General features: G+C 59.8%; 11 protein-coding genes. 4 read left to right on the top strand and 7 right to left on the bottom strand.

Annotated elements, in window-relative coordinates; translation table 11 throughout:
- Nucleotides 1-1,038 (top strand): hypothetical protein (locus tag GC177_09370; protein MBI1276165.1); only part of this gene is annotated, 1,038 nt, incomplete at its 5' end.
- On the opposite strand, the gene GC177_09375 is transcribed toward GC177_09370, so the two are convergent.
- On the bottom strand, nt 1,004-2,068 hold the full coding sequence (locus tag GC177_09375) for a glycosyltransferase (GenBank protein MBI1276166.1): 1,065 nt from the start codon (nt 2,066-2,068) through the stop codon (nt 1,004-1,006). The genes GC177_09370 and GC177_09375 overlap by 35 nt on opposite strands.
- Nucleotides 2,061-3,368 carry a hypothetical protein gene (locus tag GC177_09380; protein MBI1276167.1) on the bottom strand — a complete coding sequence of 436 codons (1,308 nt, stop codon included), beginning with the start codon at nt 3,366-3,368 and terminating at the stop codon, nt 2,061-2,063. Before GC177_09380 ends, GC177_09375 begins: the two co-directional genes overlap by 8 nt.
- Nucleotides 3,369-3,518: 150 nt before the next feature.
- Between GC177_09380 and GC177_09385 the strand changes: the two genes are divergently transcribed.
- Both GC177_09385 and GC177_09390 read left to right on the top strand, forming a co-directional pair.
- Nucleotides 3,519-4,625, top strand: a complete 1,107-nt coding sequence (locus tag GC177_09385) for a hypothetical protein (GenBank protein ID MBI1276168.1) — start codon at nt 3,519-3,521, stop codon at nt 4,623-4,625.
- Between the two features lie 67 nt (nt 4,626-4,692).
- Complete coding sequence (locus tag GC177_09390; protein ID MBI1276169.1) at nt 4,693-6,795, top strand: hypothetical protein; 2,103 nt, start codon at nt 4,693-4,695, stop codon at nt 6,793-6,795.
- Here the strand turns inward: GC177_09390 and GC177_09395 are convergent, their stop codons facing one another.
- Genes GC177_09395 through GC177_09405 form a run of 3 tightly spaced genes read right to left on the bottom strand, consistent with a single transcriptional unit; the run spans nt 6,796 to nt 9,933 of the window.
- Nucleotides 6,796-7,512, bottom strand: coding sequence for a methyltransferase domain-containing protein (locus GC177_09395; GenBank protein ID MBI1276170.1), 717 nt, complete (start codon nt 7,510-7,512; stop codon nt 6,796-6,798).
- The gene (gene wecC / locus GC177_09400) at nt 7,509-8,759 is read right to left on the bottom strand and encodes a UDP-N-acetyl-D-mannosamine dehydrogenase (protein ID MBI1276171.1); all 1,251 of its coding nucleotides are present in this window, start codon (nt 8,757-8,759) and stop codon (nt 7,509-7,511) included. Before wecC ends, GC177_09395 begins: the two co-directional genes overlap by 4 nt.
- On the bottom strand, nt 8,752-9,933 hold the full coding sequence (locus tag GC177_09405; GenBank protein ID MBI1276172.1) for a UDP-N-acetylglucosamine 2-epimerase (non-hydrolyzing): 1,182 nt from the start codon (nt 9,931-9,933) through the stop codon (nt 8,752-8,754). Before GC177_09405 ends, wecC begins: the two co-directional genes overlap by 8 nt.
- A gap of 78 nt (nt 9,934-10,011) precedes the next feature.
- Between GC177_09405 and GC177_09410 the strand changes: the two genes are divergently transcribed.
- Nucleotides 10,012-10,758, top strand: a complete 747-nt coding sequence (locus GC177_09410) for a WecB/TagA/CpsF family glycosyltransferase (protein MBI1276173.1) — start codon at nt 10,012-10,014, stop codon at nt 10,756-10,758.
- On the opposite strand, the gene GC177_09415 is transcribed toward GC177_09410, so the two are convergent.
- Together GC177_09415 and GC177_09420 are read right to left on the bottom strand one after the other, a co-directional pair.
- Nucleotides 10,745-14,755, bottom strand: a complete 4,011-nt coding sequence (locus tag GC177_09415) for a hypothetical protein (GenBank protein MBI1276174.1) — start codon at nt 14,753-14,755, stop codon at nt 10,745-10,747. The two genes, GC177_09410 and GC177_09415, sit on opposite strands and share 14 nt — an antisense overlap.
- A gap of 235 nt (nt 14,756-14,990) precedes the next feature.
- Complete coding sequence (locus tag GC177_09420; GenBank protein ID MBI1276175.1) at nt 14,991-18,614, bottom strand: hypothetical protein; 3,624 nt, start codon at nt 18,612-18,614, stop codon at nt 14,991-14,993.
- Between the last annotated feature and the right edge of the window lie 93 nt (nt 18,615-18,707).

Below are 18,707 nucleotides of genomic sequence, written 5' to 3' on the forward strand. Positions count from 1 at the left end.
GCGGCGATGGCGGCGCGGGATCATCCGAATATCGCGAGTTTCTCCGTGGGCTTTGGGCCGGAGCACCCGGAATGCGAGCTGGAAGCGGCGGCGCATACGGCCAAGGTGCTGGGCATTCCCAACGAGGCGGTGATCGTCACGCCCGAGATGCTGCAACAGGCATTGCCGGAGATGGTGGCCTCGGTGGAAGAACCGCTCGGCACCACCTCCATCATGCCCATGTGGTTTCTGGCACGCAAGGCGCGCGAGCAGGCCACAGTGGTGCTGACCGGGCAAGGCAGCGACGAGCCCTGGGGCGGATACCGCCGTTATCAACTGGAAGGCTGGCGGGATTCCACCGCGGCACGCATGGGCGCAGCCATGGCGCGCAAGCTGACCTGGCTGCACCCGCGCATGCCGGAGGCGGTGCGGCGCGGCATGATGAGCCTCAAGCATTCCGCGCTGCCGGATGCTTTCGCGGCGGCTTATGCGCTGTTCACCCCGGCGGAATGCGCGGCCCTGACCGGGCGCGCGGATGCGCCGGAGGCCATTGCCCGCATCCGTCACTGGCTGGGCTGGCTTTCAACCGAGCCATGCGATTCCGCCGAGGCGATGATGCGCATCGACACGCGCATGAACCTGGCCGACGACCTGCTGCTTTACGGCGACAAGATCACCATGGCGGCATCCTTGGAGGCACGGGTGCCGATGCTGGATATCGAGCTGGTGCGCTTCATCGAGTCGCTGCCGATTGGCTACAGGCTTGCAAAGGGTAAGGGCAAGATCCTGCACCGGCATATGGCGGGTCATTACCTGCCCAAAGAAATCACCCAGCGCAAAAAAATCGGCTTTCAGGTGCCGTTCGGCGCATGGTCGCGCGGGATATGGAAAGAATGGCTGGAAACCGTGTTGCTGAACCCGCAGGCAGGTTATCTGCAACTGGTCTCACGCGAGGCGGTAGAAAAAATGTGGCTTGAACACCAGGCGGAACGGCCCGACCGCAGCCGTCAGCTATTCGCCCTGCTCACCCTCGCACTGTGGGCAGAAGCAACGTTCTGAGTGTTTGCAGGTAATGGGGCAACGCGAATTCCGCGGCGGTGGCGCGGGCGGCGCGGCCGAGTTTCTGGCGCAGTTTTACGTCTTTCAGCAGCGCTTCCAGCTGTGTTGTGAGGCCGGGTTCATCTCCCACCTCCACCAGCAAGCCGTTTTCGCCATGGCGGATGACTTCGGGAATGCCCGTGACCGGGGATGTCACCACGGCAAGGCCATGGGCCATGGCTTCCAGCACAGAGAGAGGGAGACCCGCCTCAAAGGCCGTGGGCAGGAGGTAGATATGCGCATCGCTCAGCCAGGTGTTGCGGGCGGCTTCATCCAGCCAGCCGGGAAAAACGGCGCGGTCGGCCAGGCCTTCCTGAAGGGCTAGCTGGCGAGCCTGCTCCACCTCGCCATCGCCCCCCATGACGATGCGGAAGAAAGGTAGATTGGGTTTACGCGCCAGTTTGGCGGCGGCGCGAATGGCCCGGTAGGCGCCTTTCTTGTCGTCCAGGCGGCCAAGGTAGAGCATGGTGATGGGCTCGTCCGGCTCGGGGGCATCTTGAGGTATTGATACCGGATGGCGCAGGATGCTGACACGGGATGGCAGGCCGGTGAGGCGGGCGTAAAATTGCTGCCAATGCCCGGAGACGGTGAGAATGTTTTGCGCGCCGCGAAGGGTCCAGCGTATCCAGGCCTTCAGGGGCGAGGGAGATTGTTTGTAAAAATTCTCGAAATAGCCGCTATGGGCATAGACGCTGTAGGGCTTGCCGAGCAGGCGGAGCAGGGTGAGCATGGGCAGCTTGCGGTAGCAGCTGCCATGGGCGGAGAGATGCAGCAGCACGGCATCGGCCGATGGAAGCTGTGTCAGGAACTGCAGCCAGCCGCAGGCGTAGGTTTTCAGTTTGGCAAGCGCAGGGCCATCGCGATGGGTGGCGATGTGCGAGACCTGCCAAGTTTCATCCGGCAGATGGTTGGCAATGATGCCCGCAATGATGGCCACCCCGCCGCGGCTGCCCCGGGCCGTGCCGAGGGTGAGAAGGCGCAGCCTAGCCATGCGCGGGCGATGGCTGGCCGGTTATCCGGGCGGCGGTTTCATCGGCCTCCATGGCCGGCAGGCTGCGATAGGCCATCATGCACAGCGAGCCGCCGATGAAGACAAGATAACCGGCCGGCGCACCGTGGAAGAAGGTTTCCACCGCGCCAACCAGAAGGCCATACAGGCACATGCAGCTGGTGCAGAGGGCCAGCGCGGAAAGGCTTGGATAGCGGGCATAAAGCGGCACCACCATGCGGAGCATGCGCCACATGTAAAACAGAATGAAGCCGACGAAAATCAACGTGCCATAGATACCCACCTCCCCCAGATACCAGCTCCACCACTGGTCGGTCAGGTGGTTGACGTTTTCGCCGAAGGCGCCCCACATGGAGGCAAGATCATAGAGATAATAGGCGCTGGAATATTCCCTCGTGCTGCCCACGCTGCCGAAATTGCCCGGGCCGAGGCCGAAGCCAAAACTGTCCCAGTTGATCTGCAGCGCCACAAAGAACATCTTGGTGCGCACGGCTTCCGCTGGATCGGTGTAAAGACTGACTTCCCTGCTGAAGAAGCCGAGGGTGGCCACCAGCAGCACCGCCACCAGCATGCCGCCGAACACCAGATAGCCTGAGGCTCTTTTCCACCGGCCCTCCAGGTAGGTGATGGTCATGACCAAAAAGAACACCGCCACCGGCACAAACATCATCATGCGGATGCGGGAGGAAAGGATGACCAGGATAACGGCCATGACGGCCAGAACCAGGTCCTGCCGCTGGCGCAGCAGCTGGTGGCGGGAAAGGAAATAGACGCTGAGGAACAGCCCGATGATACCCACGTAAAACGGGTGAGGGAAAAGGCCGCGCGCGGGGACAAACCCCAGACGGGCGGCAAGAATGGTGCCAGGGATGGGGTTTTCCGGCATGACGATATCCAGTGCGAAGACCGTAACGAACATGCCCACGCAGAGCGCCACCAGCGCCGCATAGACGGCGCGCTCCGCCTGCTCGGCCCTGTTTCGCCCCGGCGGCAGCCATTCGGTGGAAACCGCCACCAGCATGGGCTTGACCAGCAAGAAAAGCGAAATGGCCAGCGTCGGGACCGTAAGGCCTGAGCCGGAGGCCATGAAAATGCTGTAGGCAAACATGGCAAACAGCCAGGGAAGCGTGGGCAGACGCGGGCGCTTGCCCGCCATCAGCCCCGTCATCAGCGCGATAAGCGCAAGCAGGCTCCACAGCGCCTCGTCCAGATAGGCCTTGGGGATGACGAAGGATTCGAAGGCGGCGCTGTCGTTGACGACCGACGCGGCGATCAATCCCATAAATGCAAGCCAGACAAAATATTTCACGTGCGGCTAAACCTGGCTGATAAGGTCAATAAACTATATCTAGTGGGTAACTTGATGATTGTACACAAGTCCATGATAGATTATGGTACAATCTAGGGAGTTGGTCCGGAGAATGACGTGAAGATGGGAAAACCTTGGAGTATCCTAAGAGCTCCAGCGGCAGCTGCGGTATTTTTATGGATGGCGGGTTGCTCGTCTGGCGGGCCCGTGGGGGATAATTTTCAGGTTCAGCAGGTTACGCCCGAGCTGGTCAGCACCCTGAAAACCGAGCATGCGCTGCGTTATGCCGATAAAGTTCCCGCGCCAAAGGAGGCCGCTAACCTCAAACCCTATTCCTATAAAATCGGCGTGGGCGACATCCTTAACATTCGCGTATGGGGCATGGAAAGCCTGCGCGAAAGCGACCTGCAGCTTTACAACCTTCCCGAGGGCCAGGGATGGCTGGTGCATGAGGACGGCACCATCTATCTGCCCTATGCGGGCTATGTGAAGGTGGCGGGCATGAATATGGTGGAGGCGCAGAAGGCCGTCATCAAGGAATTGTCCAAATATTTCGTAAAGCCCCGGGTTGAGGTGAGCGGACTGAAATACCAGAGCGCCATCGTCAACATCACGGGAGAGGTGGGCAAGCCGGGCATTCAGTATCTCAGCATCGAGTCTTCCACCGTGCTCAAGGCCCTGCAACGGGCCGAAGGGCTGAAGGAAACGGCGGCGCCGCGTCTGGCGACGCTTCAACATGCAGATGGAACCGTCGTTCCGCTGGACCTGGATGCGCTGCTGAACCGCGGGGATGCGCGTTTTAACCTGGCGCTTCAACCCAACGACCTGATTCATGTTCCTTATAATAAGGATGACCGGGTGTTCGTGATCGGCGAGGTGATGGTGCCTTCCATGCTCCGCATGAAGCAGGAGACCATGAGCCTGGTGGAGGCGATTACGCTTTCCAGGGGCCTGAACGAGGTGACGGCAGACAAAGGCAAGGTATATGTGCTGCGCGGGGCGGTGGTTAGCGACGATGGCGGCGACATCAAAACCAGCGCCACCCATGTGAATGTGTATCAACTAAATGTGGAAAACCCCTTCTACATGGCGCTTGCCGAGCAGTTTCCGCTTGAGCCGCGTGATGTGATTTATGTTTCCGCACGTCCGGTGACGGAGTGGTCACGCTTCATCAACCAGCTGCTCCCCATGAGCGTTTCACCCCTGACCGACCCGAAACGCTATGAATAAGCCCTTCTCCGCTTCCGTATTTTCCTTACATGCCATGGACCCGCCATGCGGCAAGGAGGGCTGCTGAATGCAACCCGGGATGACTTCGGCTACCTCCCCTTTTGCTACACGCACGCTTGCACGGCGCGACGAGGAGGACCTGTCCCTTTACGAGGCGGTGGGCTGGCTGCGCCGTCATCGCTGGACATTGGCGCGATTTGCCGTGGTGTTTTTCTGCCTGGCCGTGATTGTGCTGGCCTTCATGCCACAGCATTACCGCGTGCTGTCGATGATCCGTATCGAACCGGAAGTGTCCACCGCCGGTGAGGAAACCACGGTGGATGCTGAATTGAATATCATTCAGTCCTGGGCCATCATCAACCAGGCCATCAGCGAATATGGCTCGGCCGTGGAGGTAGTGCCGCACACCAACCCGTTCAGCCGCATGTTCTCCCAGATGTTCTCGGGCAAAAGCGGGCGCACGGGGGAGGAACGCATTGCGCTGCAGCCGCGCTTTCCGGAATTCACCGTTCCGGCCAACCTGATCGACAAGCCGTTTGAGGTGAAGATCGTCTCGGACGAGGATATCGAAATCCGCGATCCGAGCGGCACCATCATTCCCTACAGCCCGTCTGAAACGCTGGAAGCCAACCAGCTGCGCTACGCGCGAGGCAATATTTCCATCATCGTGGATACGGCGACCCTGCCGGAAAAGGGCAGCTACGACGTCTACCCACGCAACCGCCAGAAGATGGTGCGCGACATCATCGAGAGCCTGGATGTCTCCCGCAAGGGAAGCACGGGGAAATCCGGCCTGATTGAGCTGTCATTGTCGCATCAGAACCCGGTGTTTGCGCGCTCCTTCATGGAAGCGCTGGTGCAGACCTACCTGCAGACGGCCTATAACCGAAGCGCCCTGGGTAAAATTCGCGCGCTGGACTTTTTGAAAGACCAGATGAACGACCTCAACAAGAGCCTGGGGAAAGCGACGACCCAGCTCAGCGAATTCCGTGCGACCTACGGCACAGTGAACCTGGATAAGGAAACGATCGACCTGCTCGACCAGATCAAGGAGATCGAAACACGCATCGTGCTGCTGGAGGAAAAACGGCAGGAGATGAACACACAGTTCACCGCCAACCACCCGGCGCAGATCGCGCTGGCATCGCAGTTGAAATTCCTGAATTCCTCGCTTCAGGCATTGGAAGAGCGGGTGGACGGGCTGCCGGAAATCGAGCGCAAGCTGCTGGAATTGCAGCGGGATGTGGATATCTATACCAAACTTCAGCAGCTCAGCCAGGAGAAGATTGTTGAGCTGAAAACGGAAGTGGCGGGCATTGTGGGTTATGCGCGCCTGATCAACGAGCCGATGCTGGAGGATAAAAGCAACCTGCCGCGCATGCTGCGCACGCTGCTGTTCTCGCTGCTGCTGGGCGTGCTGGTGGGCGTTTTGTACCTGATGGTGGTGCGCTCCCGCGCGTTCCTGACGGTGGAAGAGGAGCGCGACCTGACCAGCCATAGCTGGCTGCCGCTGGCGGGCACCATTCGCGGCATTTCCACCCCGCCTAGCACCTTCTGGGGCAAGCTGCTGATGCAGCGCCCCTGCGCGCTGGCGGTGGCGGATATTCGCCAGCTTCAATCGCAGTTGCCTTTCATCGCCTGCGGAACCAAGAGCAAGGTGGTGCTGTTTACCGGGGATATTCCGCGCCAGGCGAAGCACAGCATTGCCGAGCATTTTTCGCGTGCGGCGGCAGATAAGAAAAAGCGCGTGCTGCTGATCGACTGCGATATCGCCAACCGTGAGCTGGCGGCCAAATTCGGCCTGGAGCGCGCGCCGGGGCTTTCCAACATCATCGTGGGCGAGACGGGCCTTAAAGACGCCATGAAAAACCCGGTCGACAGCCTGTGGTACATCCCACCGGGCACGACCGGTCCTAATAACGGGCTGCTGCTTTCCCACCCACGTTTTGTGGATATGGTGAACAACCTCAACCGCGCGTTCGACCTTATCATCCTGGACTTCCCTTCCCTGCGCGGGCTTCGGGTGGATATGGGCAAGCTGGCCGAGATGGCGGGGGTGATCTTCTACCTGGTGCGCAAGGGCGACCGCATGGCGGACATTGAGCAGCTGATTGCCACCTACCCTCCCAGCAGCCCCAATGTGGGCGCGCTGGTGCTGACCGACGTTTAGTTAATCGTTATCCGCTATTACGAGCATGGACCAGCCGCCGAAGAGCTTTACGGCCAGATCGGGCGCGAGGGCGAATAGCATGCGGCGTGGCAATTCCAGCAGGCGACTTTTGGGACTTTTGATGGATTCCACCTCCAGGCTTCCGGCGGTGTAGAACCAGTCTTTCACACGGTAGCCCGTGTCTTCCAGCGTGGCCAGGGCGGTGGCTTTGGAGAAATAATGCAGGTGGCCGATGGACTGGCGATAGCCGATCTGCCGGTCACGCAACAGGCCCTGCACGTGCATGTCGAGCGGGATGTGGAAGATGGTTTGTTTTGCCACAGGACGGTGGCTGCGCAGGAAGCCGAAATAATCCTCCACATGCTCGAAGACATCGATCATGAGCATGAGGTCAAACCGTTCGGTGGAGGCCTGTGTGGCGTCGCCCACATGGAAATGGAGCTGTTTGAGCTGCTGGCCGCTCTCTTTGGCGCGGGCAATGGCCTGGGGAGAGATGTCGTAGCCGTCCAGCCGGGGGATGGCGGGCATGGCTTCGGCCAGGTGCCTGAGCACCAGGCCCGTGCCGCAACCGGCCTCAATCACACGCTTGGGGTTAAGCTTGTGGCGTTCCATCATCCGCCGAATCTTACCGACCTTCCAGGGGGCCGTGCCCTCGGCTAAATGGGGGTTCTTGTCGAGGTATCCACCGCCGACATAGATGTCCTCGGCACTTGTCATTTCCAGAGCCCGCAGAAGTCGAAGGTGATCTTGTCGGTGATGCGCTTATGGTCGAGCGGGCCGAACTGGCGGTGGTTGACCAGGCTGACGACGATATCGGCCGCATCGATGGCGGAAAGCGCATCGGTGAGTTCCGCGCCGCTTTTGGCGAGATGGGCGGGAAGCTCATCGATATAGGGTTCAACCGCGAGAATCTTACCGATTTTCGCATCGGCCAAAGCTTCGGCAATGTGGAGGGCCGGGCTTTCGCGCAGGTCGTCCACATTGGGTTTGAAGGCAAGGCCTAGGACGGCGATGGTGGGCTTTTTCTTGAATGTTTTGGCTGCTTCCTTGATGCGGTCAATCACATAGAGCGGTTTGCTGTTGTTGATCTCTCGCGCGGTGCGGATAAGACGAGCCTGCTCGGGCACGGTGTCGACGATGAACCAGGGGTCCACGCTGATGCAATGGCCGCCCACGCCAGGGCCGGGCTGGAGGATGTCCACGCGCGGGTGGCGGTTGGCAAAGCCGATGATTTCCCAGACATTGAGCTTGAGCTTGTCGCAGATGAGGGAAAGTTCGTTGGCAAAAGCGATGTTGACGTCGCGGTAGGCATTCTCGGTGAGCTTGACCAGTTCGGCGGCTTCGGCGGAGGTCTGGTGGCATTCGCCGCGGACGAACGTGTAATAGAAATCCGCCGCCAGAGCCGCGCATTTGGGGGTGAGGCCGCCCACGACACGGTCATTGTGCACCAGCTCGGTCAGGATGCGGCCGGGTAGCACGCGCTCGGGGCAATAGGCCAAGTGAATATCGGGGTTTTCCGGCGCATCATGCGGGAAGCGCAGATCCTTACGCTTGGCGGCCAGACGGCGGGAGATAAGCGCTGTGGTGCCCACCGGGCAGGTGGATTCCAGAATGATCAGGTTGCCCTTGGTCAAGAGCTTGGCAATGCTGTCGGCCGCGGCTTCCACAAACGTGACGTCGGGCTTGTTGTCGTCGGTGATGGGGGTGGGCACGGTGATCATGTAGATATCGGCGGCCACCGGCTTGGTGACGGGGGTCAGGCGCTTTTCGCTCACGACCTTGTAGACCAGGCCTTCCAGCTCGGGCTCCACGATATGCGGTTTGCCTTTGGAGACCTGCTCCACCACTTTGGGGTTGGTATCCACCCCGGTGACATGCATATGACGGCTGGCGATGATGGATGCGGTCGGCAGGCCGATGTAACCGAGGCCGAGGATGCATATTTCGCGTTTCTTTTTAGGCATGGTGGGCAACCTGTTTGAGAGGGAGTGGGGTGGAAAATTCCTTGCCGGGAGCCAGGCTGCCGGTGCGCAGAATTTCCAGGATACGCTCTGACGCATGGCCGTCGCCATAGGGGTTTTGCGCGCGGGCCATGGCGGCATGGGCGGCTTCATTATCGAATAAGCGCGAGACTTCCTGGACGATGGTTTCCGCACTGGAGGAGCCGATGAGCCTGGCGGTGCCTGCCTCCACGCCTTCCGGGCGTTCGGTGGTTTCACGCATCACCAGCACCGGTTTGCCGAGGGAGGGAGCCTCCTCCTGCACGCCGCCGGAATCGGTCAGCACCATGTGGCTTTTGTCCATCAGGTAGAGGAAGGGCAGGTAATCCTGCGGGGGAATGAGGTGAATGTTGGGCTTGTCGCCCAGTTGCTCCGTCACCACATGTTTGACGTTGGGGTTCATGTGGACAGGCAGGACGATCTGCATGTCGCCGCGCTGGGCCAGCTTTTGCAGGGCCTGGCAGATGTTGGCGATGCCACCGTCGAAATTCTCGCGCCGGTGGGCGGTGACGAGCAGCAGGCGCTGTTTATCGTTCAGAAAGCTGAATTCCTTGCGGTATTGCTGCTGCAGGGTTGCGTCCTGTTCCATGCGGGATTTGAAGTAGAACAGCGCATCAATCACCGTGTTGCCGGTGATGAAGACCTGGGCGGGTATAACATTCTCGGCCAGAAGGTTTCGTGCGGCGGTGGCGGTGGGTGCATAGTGCTGATCTGCCAATGCCCCGACGAGCTTGCGGTTGCCTTCTTCCGGGAAGGGGTGGTTCATGTCGTGGCTGCGGAGGCCCGCTTCCACATGACCCACGGGGATGCGCGCGTAAAAGGCGGCCTGGGCGGCCACGGCGGCGGAGCTGGTATCGCCCTGCACCAGCACGCGGTCCGGTCTGCAGCCGGCAAAAACATCCGGCAGCGCATGAAAAAGCTTGCCCGCCAGGCGGTTGAGACTCTGGTTAGGCTCCATCACATCAAGGTCGATATCCACCTTCACGTCCGCCATGGCCAGGATGGGACGCAGCATCTCGCGATGCTGCCCGGTGGAGCAGACCTGCAATTCCATGTCCGGCGCGGCTTTCAGCGCGCGGATGACCGGAATCATCTTGATGGCTTCCGGCCGGGTGCCAATGACGGCAAGAATACGCATATAGGGTCTCGTAAAAATCACTGCCCTAAGATAAAACACGGATGAATTAACAACTTCTCACTAAATGAGAAAAACCTGATGAATTCCACCCACCGCATCACGTTCATGGGCTGCCCCATGGACGCTATCACCATGAAGGAAACGTTACGGTTGATAGAAGAGTCCATGAGAGGTGGCCACCGGTTGCAGCATGTGGTGGTGAATGTGGCCAAACTCGTGGCCCTGCAGACGGACAAGGAGCTGTTCGACGATGTGACGGGCAGCGACCTGATCAATATCGACGGGGCGGGCGTGGTGCTGGGCTGCCGGATGTTTGGCCTGAAAGTGCCGGAACGGGTGGCAGGCGTGGATATCATGACCGAGGTGCTGGCCCTTTGTAACGAAAAAGGGTACCGCCCCTATATCCTCGGCGCCAAGCCGGAGGTGCTGGAGAAGGCCGTGGCCAATATCCAGGCGCGCTGGCCGAATATCCAGTTCGCCGGGTGGCATCACGGCTATTTTAGCAAGGAAGAGGAGGCCGACGTGGTGCGGGATATCGCGGCCTCTAACGCGCATTGCCTGTTCATTGCCATGACCACGCCGCATAAGGAGCGGCTGATGGGGCGCTACAAGGACGGGTTCCACGTGCCCTTCATCATGGGCGTGGGGGGCAGCGTGGATATTCTGGCCGGGTACACCAAACGCGCGCCGCTGTGGATGCAGAAGGCCGGGCTGGAATGGCTTTACCGGGTGCTGCAGGAGCCCCGGCGCATGTGGAAGCGCTATTTCACCACCAACAGCCGGTTTGCCGGGCTGCTGGTGAAATATGCCATTAAACGATGGTGATGTCGTTGATGCTCAGCATGTGGCCGATATGCTCCAAAATGATGGAGCCCTGGCCCTGGATGGCGATGTAGACCCAGTCGTTTTGCGCATTGTAGCTGGCGTGATCGAGCACGTCCTGCGCAGTGGCGATGCCGGTGACGCCCGAGAATTGCAGCTTGTCCACCCCGTGCTGGAAGTCGGCGATGCGATCGTTATCGAATTTGCCGTTGAAGACAAAGATATCCGCCCCTGCCCCGCCGCTCAGGCGGTCATTGCCGCCACCGCCGTTCAGGGTGTCGTTATGCGCGCCGCCGGTCAGCGTGTCAGCCCCGGAGACATAGTTGCTGAACACGCGGACGCCGCTGGCATCGTTGGTGATGAGGTTAAGCTTGCCGTCGCCATCCGTATCCGCCAGGCTGAAACTGGCCACCGGCGCACCGTAAATAAGGCTGTAGCCGCTGGTGGGATCGTAAAGGGTGATGCCAGTGGCATGGCTCATCAAAATGTCCAGCTTGCCATCGCCGGTGAAATCGGCGATGCGAAAATCCTTCACATCCACCCAGGAATGCCGGGTAACGGCACCGCCGCCGCCATCCACTTCGGTCAGGCCGCCATCGAAGCGCATGAAGACATCCTGTTTGCCGTCGCCGTTGAAATCCACGATCTTGTAATCGTTCACATGCTGGTAATTGAGGCGGGTCACCACGCCGGTGGCCTGATCGTAGACGCGCAGGCCGTCGGAGAGGTTCATGACGATATCTTTTTTGCCGTCGCCGTTGAAATCCGCCAGCTTGTAGGTTTCCACCGCCGCATAGGTGAGGCGGGTCACCAGACCGGAGGCCTGATCCAGCAGGCGAAGACCGTCGGACATGTTCATGAAGATGTCTTGCTTGCCGTCGCCATTATAGTCGGCAACAAGGTAATCGTTCACGTGGGCATAGGTCAGGCGGGTCACTAGACCCGAGGCCTGATCCAGCAGGCGGAGGCCGTCGGACATGTTCATGAAGATGTCCTGTTTGCCGTCACCGTTATAGTCGGCAAGACGGTACTCCTCGACCACGGAATAGGTCAGGCGGGTGACGGCGCCGTTGGCCTGGTTCAGCCAGCGCAGGCCGTCGGAGAGGTTCATGAAGATATCCTGCTTGCCGTCGCCGTTATAGTCGGCAATCTGGTAATCATTCACATGCACGTAGGACAGGCGGGTGACGGTGCCGCTGGCCTGGTTCAGCCAGCGCAACCCGTCGGACAGGTTCATGAAGATGTCCTGCTTGCCGTCGCCGTTATAATCGGTGATCTGGTAGGTTTCGACCGGGGCATAGGTCAGGCGGGTGGTGGTGGCCGTGGCACTGTCGTACCAGCGCAAGCCATCGGGCATGTTCATAAACATGTCTTTCGTGCCGTCGCCGTTATAATCCACGGCCTTGTAATCCGACACATAGCCGTAGGTAAGGCGGTTATATGCGCCGCTGGCCGTATCATAAAGGCGCAGACCATCGGCCATGTTGAAGATAACCGTATGCGCGGGGCCCGTGCCAAGCTGAACCGAGAGGTAGGTTTCCGCCTGGGTTTGCGTGACACGTGTGGCGGTATAGACGGAGTCCGTCCCGGTGAGGTTGACGCCGGGTATCGGGCCAAGGCCGAGGAAGTGGTTTTCCGTCAGGTTGTTCTTGTTCACGTTTTTGAGCAGCACGCTGTTGCCACCGCCCAGTGCGATGCTTGTGTCCGCCCCGATCTGTGTCATCGCCAGGTCATTAAAGTTTCCAAGCGTGAGCGCGCCGAGGTCGATCCGGTCGTCCGTGAGGTTGAAATCGGTCACGGTGTCCGTTCCGGAAGCGGCGCCGAAATAGAAAATATCCGCGCCCAGGCCGCCGGTCAGGCTGTCATTGCCCGTGCCGCCGTTCAGCCAGTCGTTATCGTCGCCACCGTTGAGCGTGTCGTTGCCATCGTCACCCGCCAGCGTGTCATTGCCTGCAAGGCCGGTGATGCTGTCATTATCCGCGCCGCCGGATGCGCTGTCATTGCCGTTGCCGCCGGTGATGGTGTCGATGCCCGCACCGCCCAGCAGGGTATCGTTGCCCTCGCCGCCGTCGATCAGGTCATTTCCGGTTCCTCCGGCTACGTAATCATGGCCGTCACCGCCATAAAGACGGTCATTATCGGCGCCGCCATCGATGCTGTCGTCGCCGGCCTCGCCCAGGATGGAATCATTGCCCGCGCCACCCAGGATGGTGTCGTTTTCCGTGCCGCCCCAGATGCTGTCGACACCCGTGCCACCGGTGATGGAGTCGTTGCCCGCGCCACCCAGGATGCTGTTGGTACCGGAGCCATCGGTAATCACATCGTCGCCGTTGCCGCCATTGAGGGTGTCATTGCCGTCGGCGCCGCCATCCAGCGTGTCGTTGCCATCGTCGCCCTGCACCAGGTCCGCACCCGCACCGCCATTGATGACGTCGTTGCCAGCCCCGCCGTAGAGCTTGTCATTGCCCGCGCCGCCGTCGATGGTGTCGTTGTCGTCGCCCCCCCAGATGCTGTCCACGCCGGTACCGCCAATGATGCTGTCATTGCCCGCGCCGCCCAGGATGCTGTTGGTGCCGCTAAGATCGGTGATGACGTCGTCCCCCGCGCCGCCGTCGATGGTATCGTTGCCATCGGCGCCGCCATTGAGGGTGTCGTTGCCATCGTCGCCATTCAGCAGGTCATGGCCGGCGCCACCGTCGATGGAGTCTTCCCCGGCGCCGCCATAGAGCCTGTCATTGCCCGCCGCGCCCAGGATGGTGTCGTTGTCGTCGCCACCCCAGATGCTGTCCACACCGGTGCCGCCGGTGATGCTGTCATTGCCTGCGCCGCCCAGGATGCTGTTGGTGCCGCTGAGGTCGGTAATGAGGTCGTCTCCCGCGCCGCCGTCAATGGTATCGTTGCCGTCGGTGCCGCCATTGAGGGTGTCGTTGCCATCGTCGCCCATAATGGAGTCGTAACCCGCGCCGCCATCGATCACGTCGTTGCCGGTGCCGCCATAAAGCGTATCGTTGTTGGTGCCGCCCAGGATGGAATCATCACCCGCATCGCCGTAGACGATGTCGTTGCCGGAACCGCCATTGAGGGTGTCATTGTCATCGCCGCCATAGATGTTATCCACGCCGGAACCGCCGGTAATGCTGTCATTGCCCGCGCCGCCGCGAAGGAGGTTGGCGCCGGACGCATCGGTGATGACATCGTTGCCATCGCCACCGTCAATGGTGTCGTTACCGGTGCTGCCGCCGCTGATCGTGTCGTCGCCATTGCCGCCCAGGATGGAATCGTCACCCTTGCCGCCATCGAGCGAATCGTTGCCCTCGCCGCCGTCAATGGTATCGGCCGCCGCGCCGCCGGTGATGGTGTCGTTGCCGTCCTCGCCGTAAAGGCCGCTGGCGCCTGCGCTGCCGGTGATCAGGTCGTTTCCATTGCCGCCGAAAATGGCGTCGATGCCGTCGGCGCCGCCGAGGATGGTGTCGTTGCCCTCGCCGCCATAGATCAGGTCACTGCCTTTGCCGCCGTCGAGGTAATCATTGCCATCTTCGCCGTAAAGCGTGTCGTTCTCGGTGTTTCCGAGCAGGCGATCGTCGCCGTTGCCGCCGTAAAGCACATCGTTGTTGGTGCTGCCGTCGATGGTGTCTTTGCCATCGCCGCCATAAACGGTGTCGTTGCCCGCCTTGGCGTTGATGTTGTTGGCATAGATGCTGCCATAAATCAGGTCAGCCGCGGCGGTGCCGTTGTAAAGGCCGCTGAAATTGCTGGCCGAAGCCGCCTTGCTGGTGAGCAGAAGGTTGTTTTCATCAAACAGTTGAAGCGTGGCGCTGCCACGGGTCACGATCAAATAGGTGGCACCGGCGGCGGCGGTGATGTTTGCGTTCTCGGCGGTTCCCTGTAATTGCCAGCGCAGATTCTGCGCCGCGCCATTGTTTACGATTGTCCAGACAGTTTCCTTGATGCCGTCGCCGTCAATATCGTATTTACCCAAAGAGGTAATGGTAAAGGCCATATGCTCACCTTTTGTTGCGCATGGTTCAAATTACTCCGCAAAGGTTAATAATCGCATCCGGTTTTGCCCCATAACCCCACAGTATTTACTCATTTATTTTTTTATTAATTAGCTGTTTATTAACCAGGTTTTTGAAAATCGCGAGTTTGTGCGGTATGTGGCCGTGCATGCGCCATCGCCTTTTGGATTGACGTTTTTCTATGCATACTGCGTGCCAGTTCGGGGGCGGGCTTATCTAATAGACGGTGATGTCGTCTGCGCTCAGTAAATGCCCGATATGCTCGATGATGATCGAGCCCTGCTGCGGCAGGTTGATGTAAACCCAGTCATATTGCGGGTTATAGCTCATGTGGTTCATGACATCGGCCACGCTGGTGACACCCTGAACGCCTGAAAATTGCAGCTTGTCCACCCCATGCTGGAAATCGGCAATGCGATCATTGTCGAACTTGCCTTCAAACACGAATATATCCGCCCCCGCGCCGCCGGTGAGGCTGTCATTGCCGCTTTTGCCGTTGAGAACATCATCCTGCGCGCTGCCGGTCAGCGTGTCTGCTCCGGAGGTGTAATTGCTGAATACGCGGATGCCCGTGCTGTCGTTGGTGATGAGGTTCAGCACGCCATTGCCATCGGTATCGGACAGGGTGAAACTATCCACCGGCGCGTGGTAAATGGTGTTGTAACCATTCACGGGGTCGTAGAGCGTGATGCCTCCGGCATGGCTCATCAGCAGGTCCAGCTTGCCGTCGCCGTTGAAATCCACGATGCGGAATTCTTTCACATCCACCCATGAATGGCGGGTATAGCTGCCATCCTTCATGTCGTAACGCGTCAGGCCGCCATTGAACTGAAGGAAAATCTCCTGTTTACCGTCGCCGTCGAAATCCACCACTTGATAGCTTTTCAGGTGTTCGTAATTCACACGGGTGACCATGCCGCCCACCTGATTGTAAATACGCAACCCGTCGGCCATGCTGAGGAGCACATCCTTTTTGCCATCGCCGGTGATATCCATGACCTGATAATTCTCCACCGCCGCATAGGTCAGGCGCGTCACCGTACCGGTGGTCTGATCCATCCAACGCAGACCGTCGGACATGTTCATGAAAAGGTCGGTCTGCCCCTGATCGTTGAACTGGACGGCATAATAATCATTCACATGGGTATAGGTCAGGCGCGTCACCACGCCGTTGGCCTGGTTCAGCCAGCGCAACCCGTCGGACATGTTCATGAAAATGTCCTGCTTGCCGTCGCCATTGTAATCCACGACGCGGTAATCCTCCACCGGGGTGTAGGAGAGGCGGGTGACGGTGCCGTTGGCCTGGTTCAGCCAGCGCAACCCGTCGGACATGTTCATGAAAATATCCTGTTTGCCGTCACCGTTGTAATCCACAATGCGATAGTCATCGACATGGGCATAGGAAAGGCGGGTCACCGCGCCGTTGGCCTGGTTCAGCCAGCGCAGACCGTCGGACATGTTCATGAAAATGTCCTGCCTGCCGTCGCCGTTATAATCCACGATCTTAAAGGTTTCGATGGCGGAGTAGGAAAGGCGGGTCACCGTGGCGGTGGCGCCGTCGTACCAGCGAAGCCCGTCGGACATGTTCAGGAACATGTCCCTGGTGCCGTCGCCGTTGTAATCCACGGCCTGATAATCGCTCACATGGGCATAGGTCAGGCGGTTATAGCTGTTGCCCGCGATGTCATACAGGCGCAGGCCGTCGGCCATGTTGAAGATAAGCGTCTGGTTTGTGGAAGCGGTCATGTTCACCGCCTGGTAGCTCTCCGCCTGGGTTTGCGTGACTCTAACGGCGCTGTAGCTGGCATCGCTGCCGGCGAGGTTGTAGCCCGCGGGGGTAAAGCCCGTGAAATGACTTTCACCAAGATTATCTTTATTAATATTTTTCAGCAGGATGGACTGGCCGCCGCTGAAGCTGATGCGGGTATCGCTGCCGACCTGCGTCAACACCAGATCGTCGAAGGATGGAATGTGGAAACCCGTGAGATCCAGCTTGTCGTAGGTGGTGCTGAAATCCGTCACCGTGTCGGTGGCTCCGGCCTCCACGGTGAAGTGGAAAATATCCAGCCCAAGGCCGCCGGTCATGGTGTCGTTGCCAGTGCCGTCGTAGAGCTCGTCCTCGTTGTCGCCGCCGTTGAGGGAGTCGTCGCCGCTGCCGCCATAGATGGTGTCATCATTGCCATCGCCGCTGATGGTATCGTTGCCGCCGCCGCCCAGCAGGCTGTCATTGCCGTAGCCGCCGTAGATCGCATCCGAGCCCGTGCCTGCAACGACCGTGTCCTGACCGGCGCCTGCATTGATATTATTGTCGCCGCTGGCATCGTTTATCTGGTCGTTGCCATCGCCACCATCGATGCTGTCATTACCCGTGCCGCCATCCAGGGTGTCATTGCCCGTCCAGCCATCCAGCAGGTCGTCGCCATCGCCGCCATCGATGCTGTCGTTGCCGTCATCACCATAGAGCGCGTCGTTATCCGCGCCCCCTAAAATACTGTCATTACCGCCATCGCCGTGAATCTGATCGGCTCCGGCGCCGCCGTCGAGCGTGTCGTTATCCGCGCCACCCCAGATGAAGTCGATGCCGCTGCCGCCGGTAACCTGGTCGAAACCGGCCCCGGCCGTGATGCTGTTGGTGCCGTTGGCATCGGTAATGATATCATTGCCCGCACCGCCGTCGATGGTGTCATTTCCATCGGCACCGCCATCCAGCGTATCGTTGCCGTTCTCGCCGGCAATCGAGTCATCGCCCGCGCCGCCGTCAATATTGTCGGCCCCGTCGCCGCCCAGCAGGCGGTCGTTGCCATTCTCGCCGAAGATGCTGTCATCGCCCGCTTCGCCATAGAGCAGATCGTTGGCATCCATCCCGTGCAGCGTGTCGTTGTCGGCGCCGCCCCAGATGCTATCCTGACCGGTGCCACCGGTGATGCTGTCATTTCCCTCGTCACCGGTCATGTTGTTGGCGCCGCTGTCATCGAGCATGACATCGTCACCCAGGCCGCCATCGAGCGTATCATTGCCCGCGCCTCCCCACAGGGTATCGTTGCCGTCATTGCCGATGATCAGGTCCGGGCCATTGCCGCCATCGATGCGGTCCGCACCGTCGCCGCCATCCAGAATATCGCCGCCGTCGCCGCCATTGAGGCTGTCATCGCCTGCATTACCGTAGATGATGTCAAACCCATCGCCGCCCAGGATGGTATCATTGCCATCGTCGCCGGTTACGTTGTTGTTGCCGGTTACCAGAATGACGATATCGTCGCCCGTTCCTGCCGTGACGGTGGCATTGCCGTCGTTGCCGCCCATGATGCTATCGTTGCCTGCGCCGCCGTCCAGCACGTCGTTGTAATCGCCGCCGTCGAGCGTATCATTGCCGTCGCCGCCGTAAAGCGTGTCCACCCCGTTGCCGCCAACCAGCGAGTCATCTCCGTCATCGCCATAGATCAGGTCGCTGCCGTCGCCGCCATTCAAGGTGTCCGCCCCCGCGCCACCGTGGAGCGTGTCGGTGTTTTCACCGCCATTGATGGCATCGTCATAGGACGAGCCATAAATAATATCCGCCAGGGTGGTGCCGGGGTAGGTGCCGCTGTAGGCCAGGCCGGAAGCCGTCTGAGAACCGGCAGGGCTGCCTTCCGCATCCACAAGCTGAAGCGTGCCACTGCCGTGGGTTACAATGATGGCCGTTGCGCCGCCGGCGAGCGTCAGCCCTGCGGTTTCGCCGGATTCCACCAATTGCCAGCTTATGGTTTCAGCGGAGCCGCCGTTTTTAATGCTCCATATTTCCTCGGCTATGCCATCGCCATCGATGTCGTAACTGCCCAATGATACGATGGTAAATGCCATTCCGCTTATCCGGATGAGGGAAACCCAACTCTCAGTTTAGCGGGAGAGAGTTAAAGAATCTTCAAAATGTATCGAATTCGATACATTTTACAT

This window comes from bacterium (genome assembly GCA_016124905.1).
Taxonomy (GTDB): domain Bacteria; phylum Pseudomonadota; class Alphaproteobacteria; order Rickettsiales; family RI-342; genus RI-342.

What these genes read in the sequence shown, in the direction of transcription:
- GC177_09415 (MBI1276174.1), bottom strand. Translation starts at nt 14,755, where the DNA reads ATGGCCTTTACCATTACCTCTTTGGGTAAATACGATATTGACGGCGAC.
- wecC (MBI1276171.1), bottom strand. Translation starts at nt 8,759, where the DNA reads ATGCCTAAAAAGAAACGCGAAATATGCATCCTCGGCCTCGGTTACATC.
- GC177_09395 (MBI1276170.1), bottom strand. Translation starts at nt 7,512, where the DNA reads ATGACAAGTGCCGAGGACATCTATGTCGGCGGTGGATACCTCGACAAG.
- GC177_09375 (MBI1276166.1), bottom strand. Translation starts at nt 2,068, where the DNA reads ATGGCTAGGCTGCGCCTTCTCACCCTCGGCACGGCCCGGGGCAGCCGC.
- GC177_09420 (MBI1276175.1), bottom strand. Translation starts at nt 18,614, where the DNA reads ATGGCATTTACCATCGTATCATTGGGCAGTTACGACATCGATGGCGAT.
- GC177_09390 (MBI1276169.1), top strand. Translation starts at nt 4,693, where the DNA reads ATGCAACCCGGGATGACTTCGGCTACCTCCCCTTTTGCTACACGCACG.
- GC177_09410 (MBI1276173.1), top strand. Translation starts at nt 10,012, where the DNA reads ATGAATTCCACCCACCGCATCACGTTCATGGGCTGCCCCATGGACGCT.
- GC177_09380 (MBI1276167.1), bottom strand. Translation starts at nt 3,368, where the DNA reads ATGGGATTGATCGCCGCGTCGGTCGTCAACGACAGCGCCGCCTTCGAA.
- GC177_09385 (MBI1276168.1), top strand. Translation starts at nt 3,519, where the DNA reads ATGGGAAAACCTTGGAGTATCCTAAGAGCTCCAGCGGCAGCTGCGGTA.
- GC177_09405 (MBI1276172.1), bottom strand. Translation starts at nt 9,933, where the DNA reads ATGCGTATTCTTGCCGTCATTGGCACCCGGCCGGAAGCCATCAAGATG.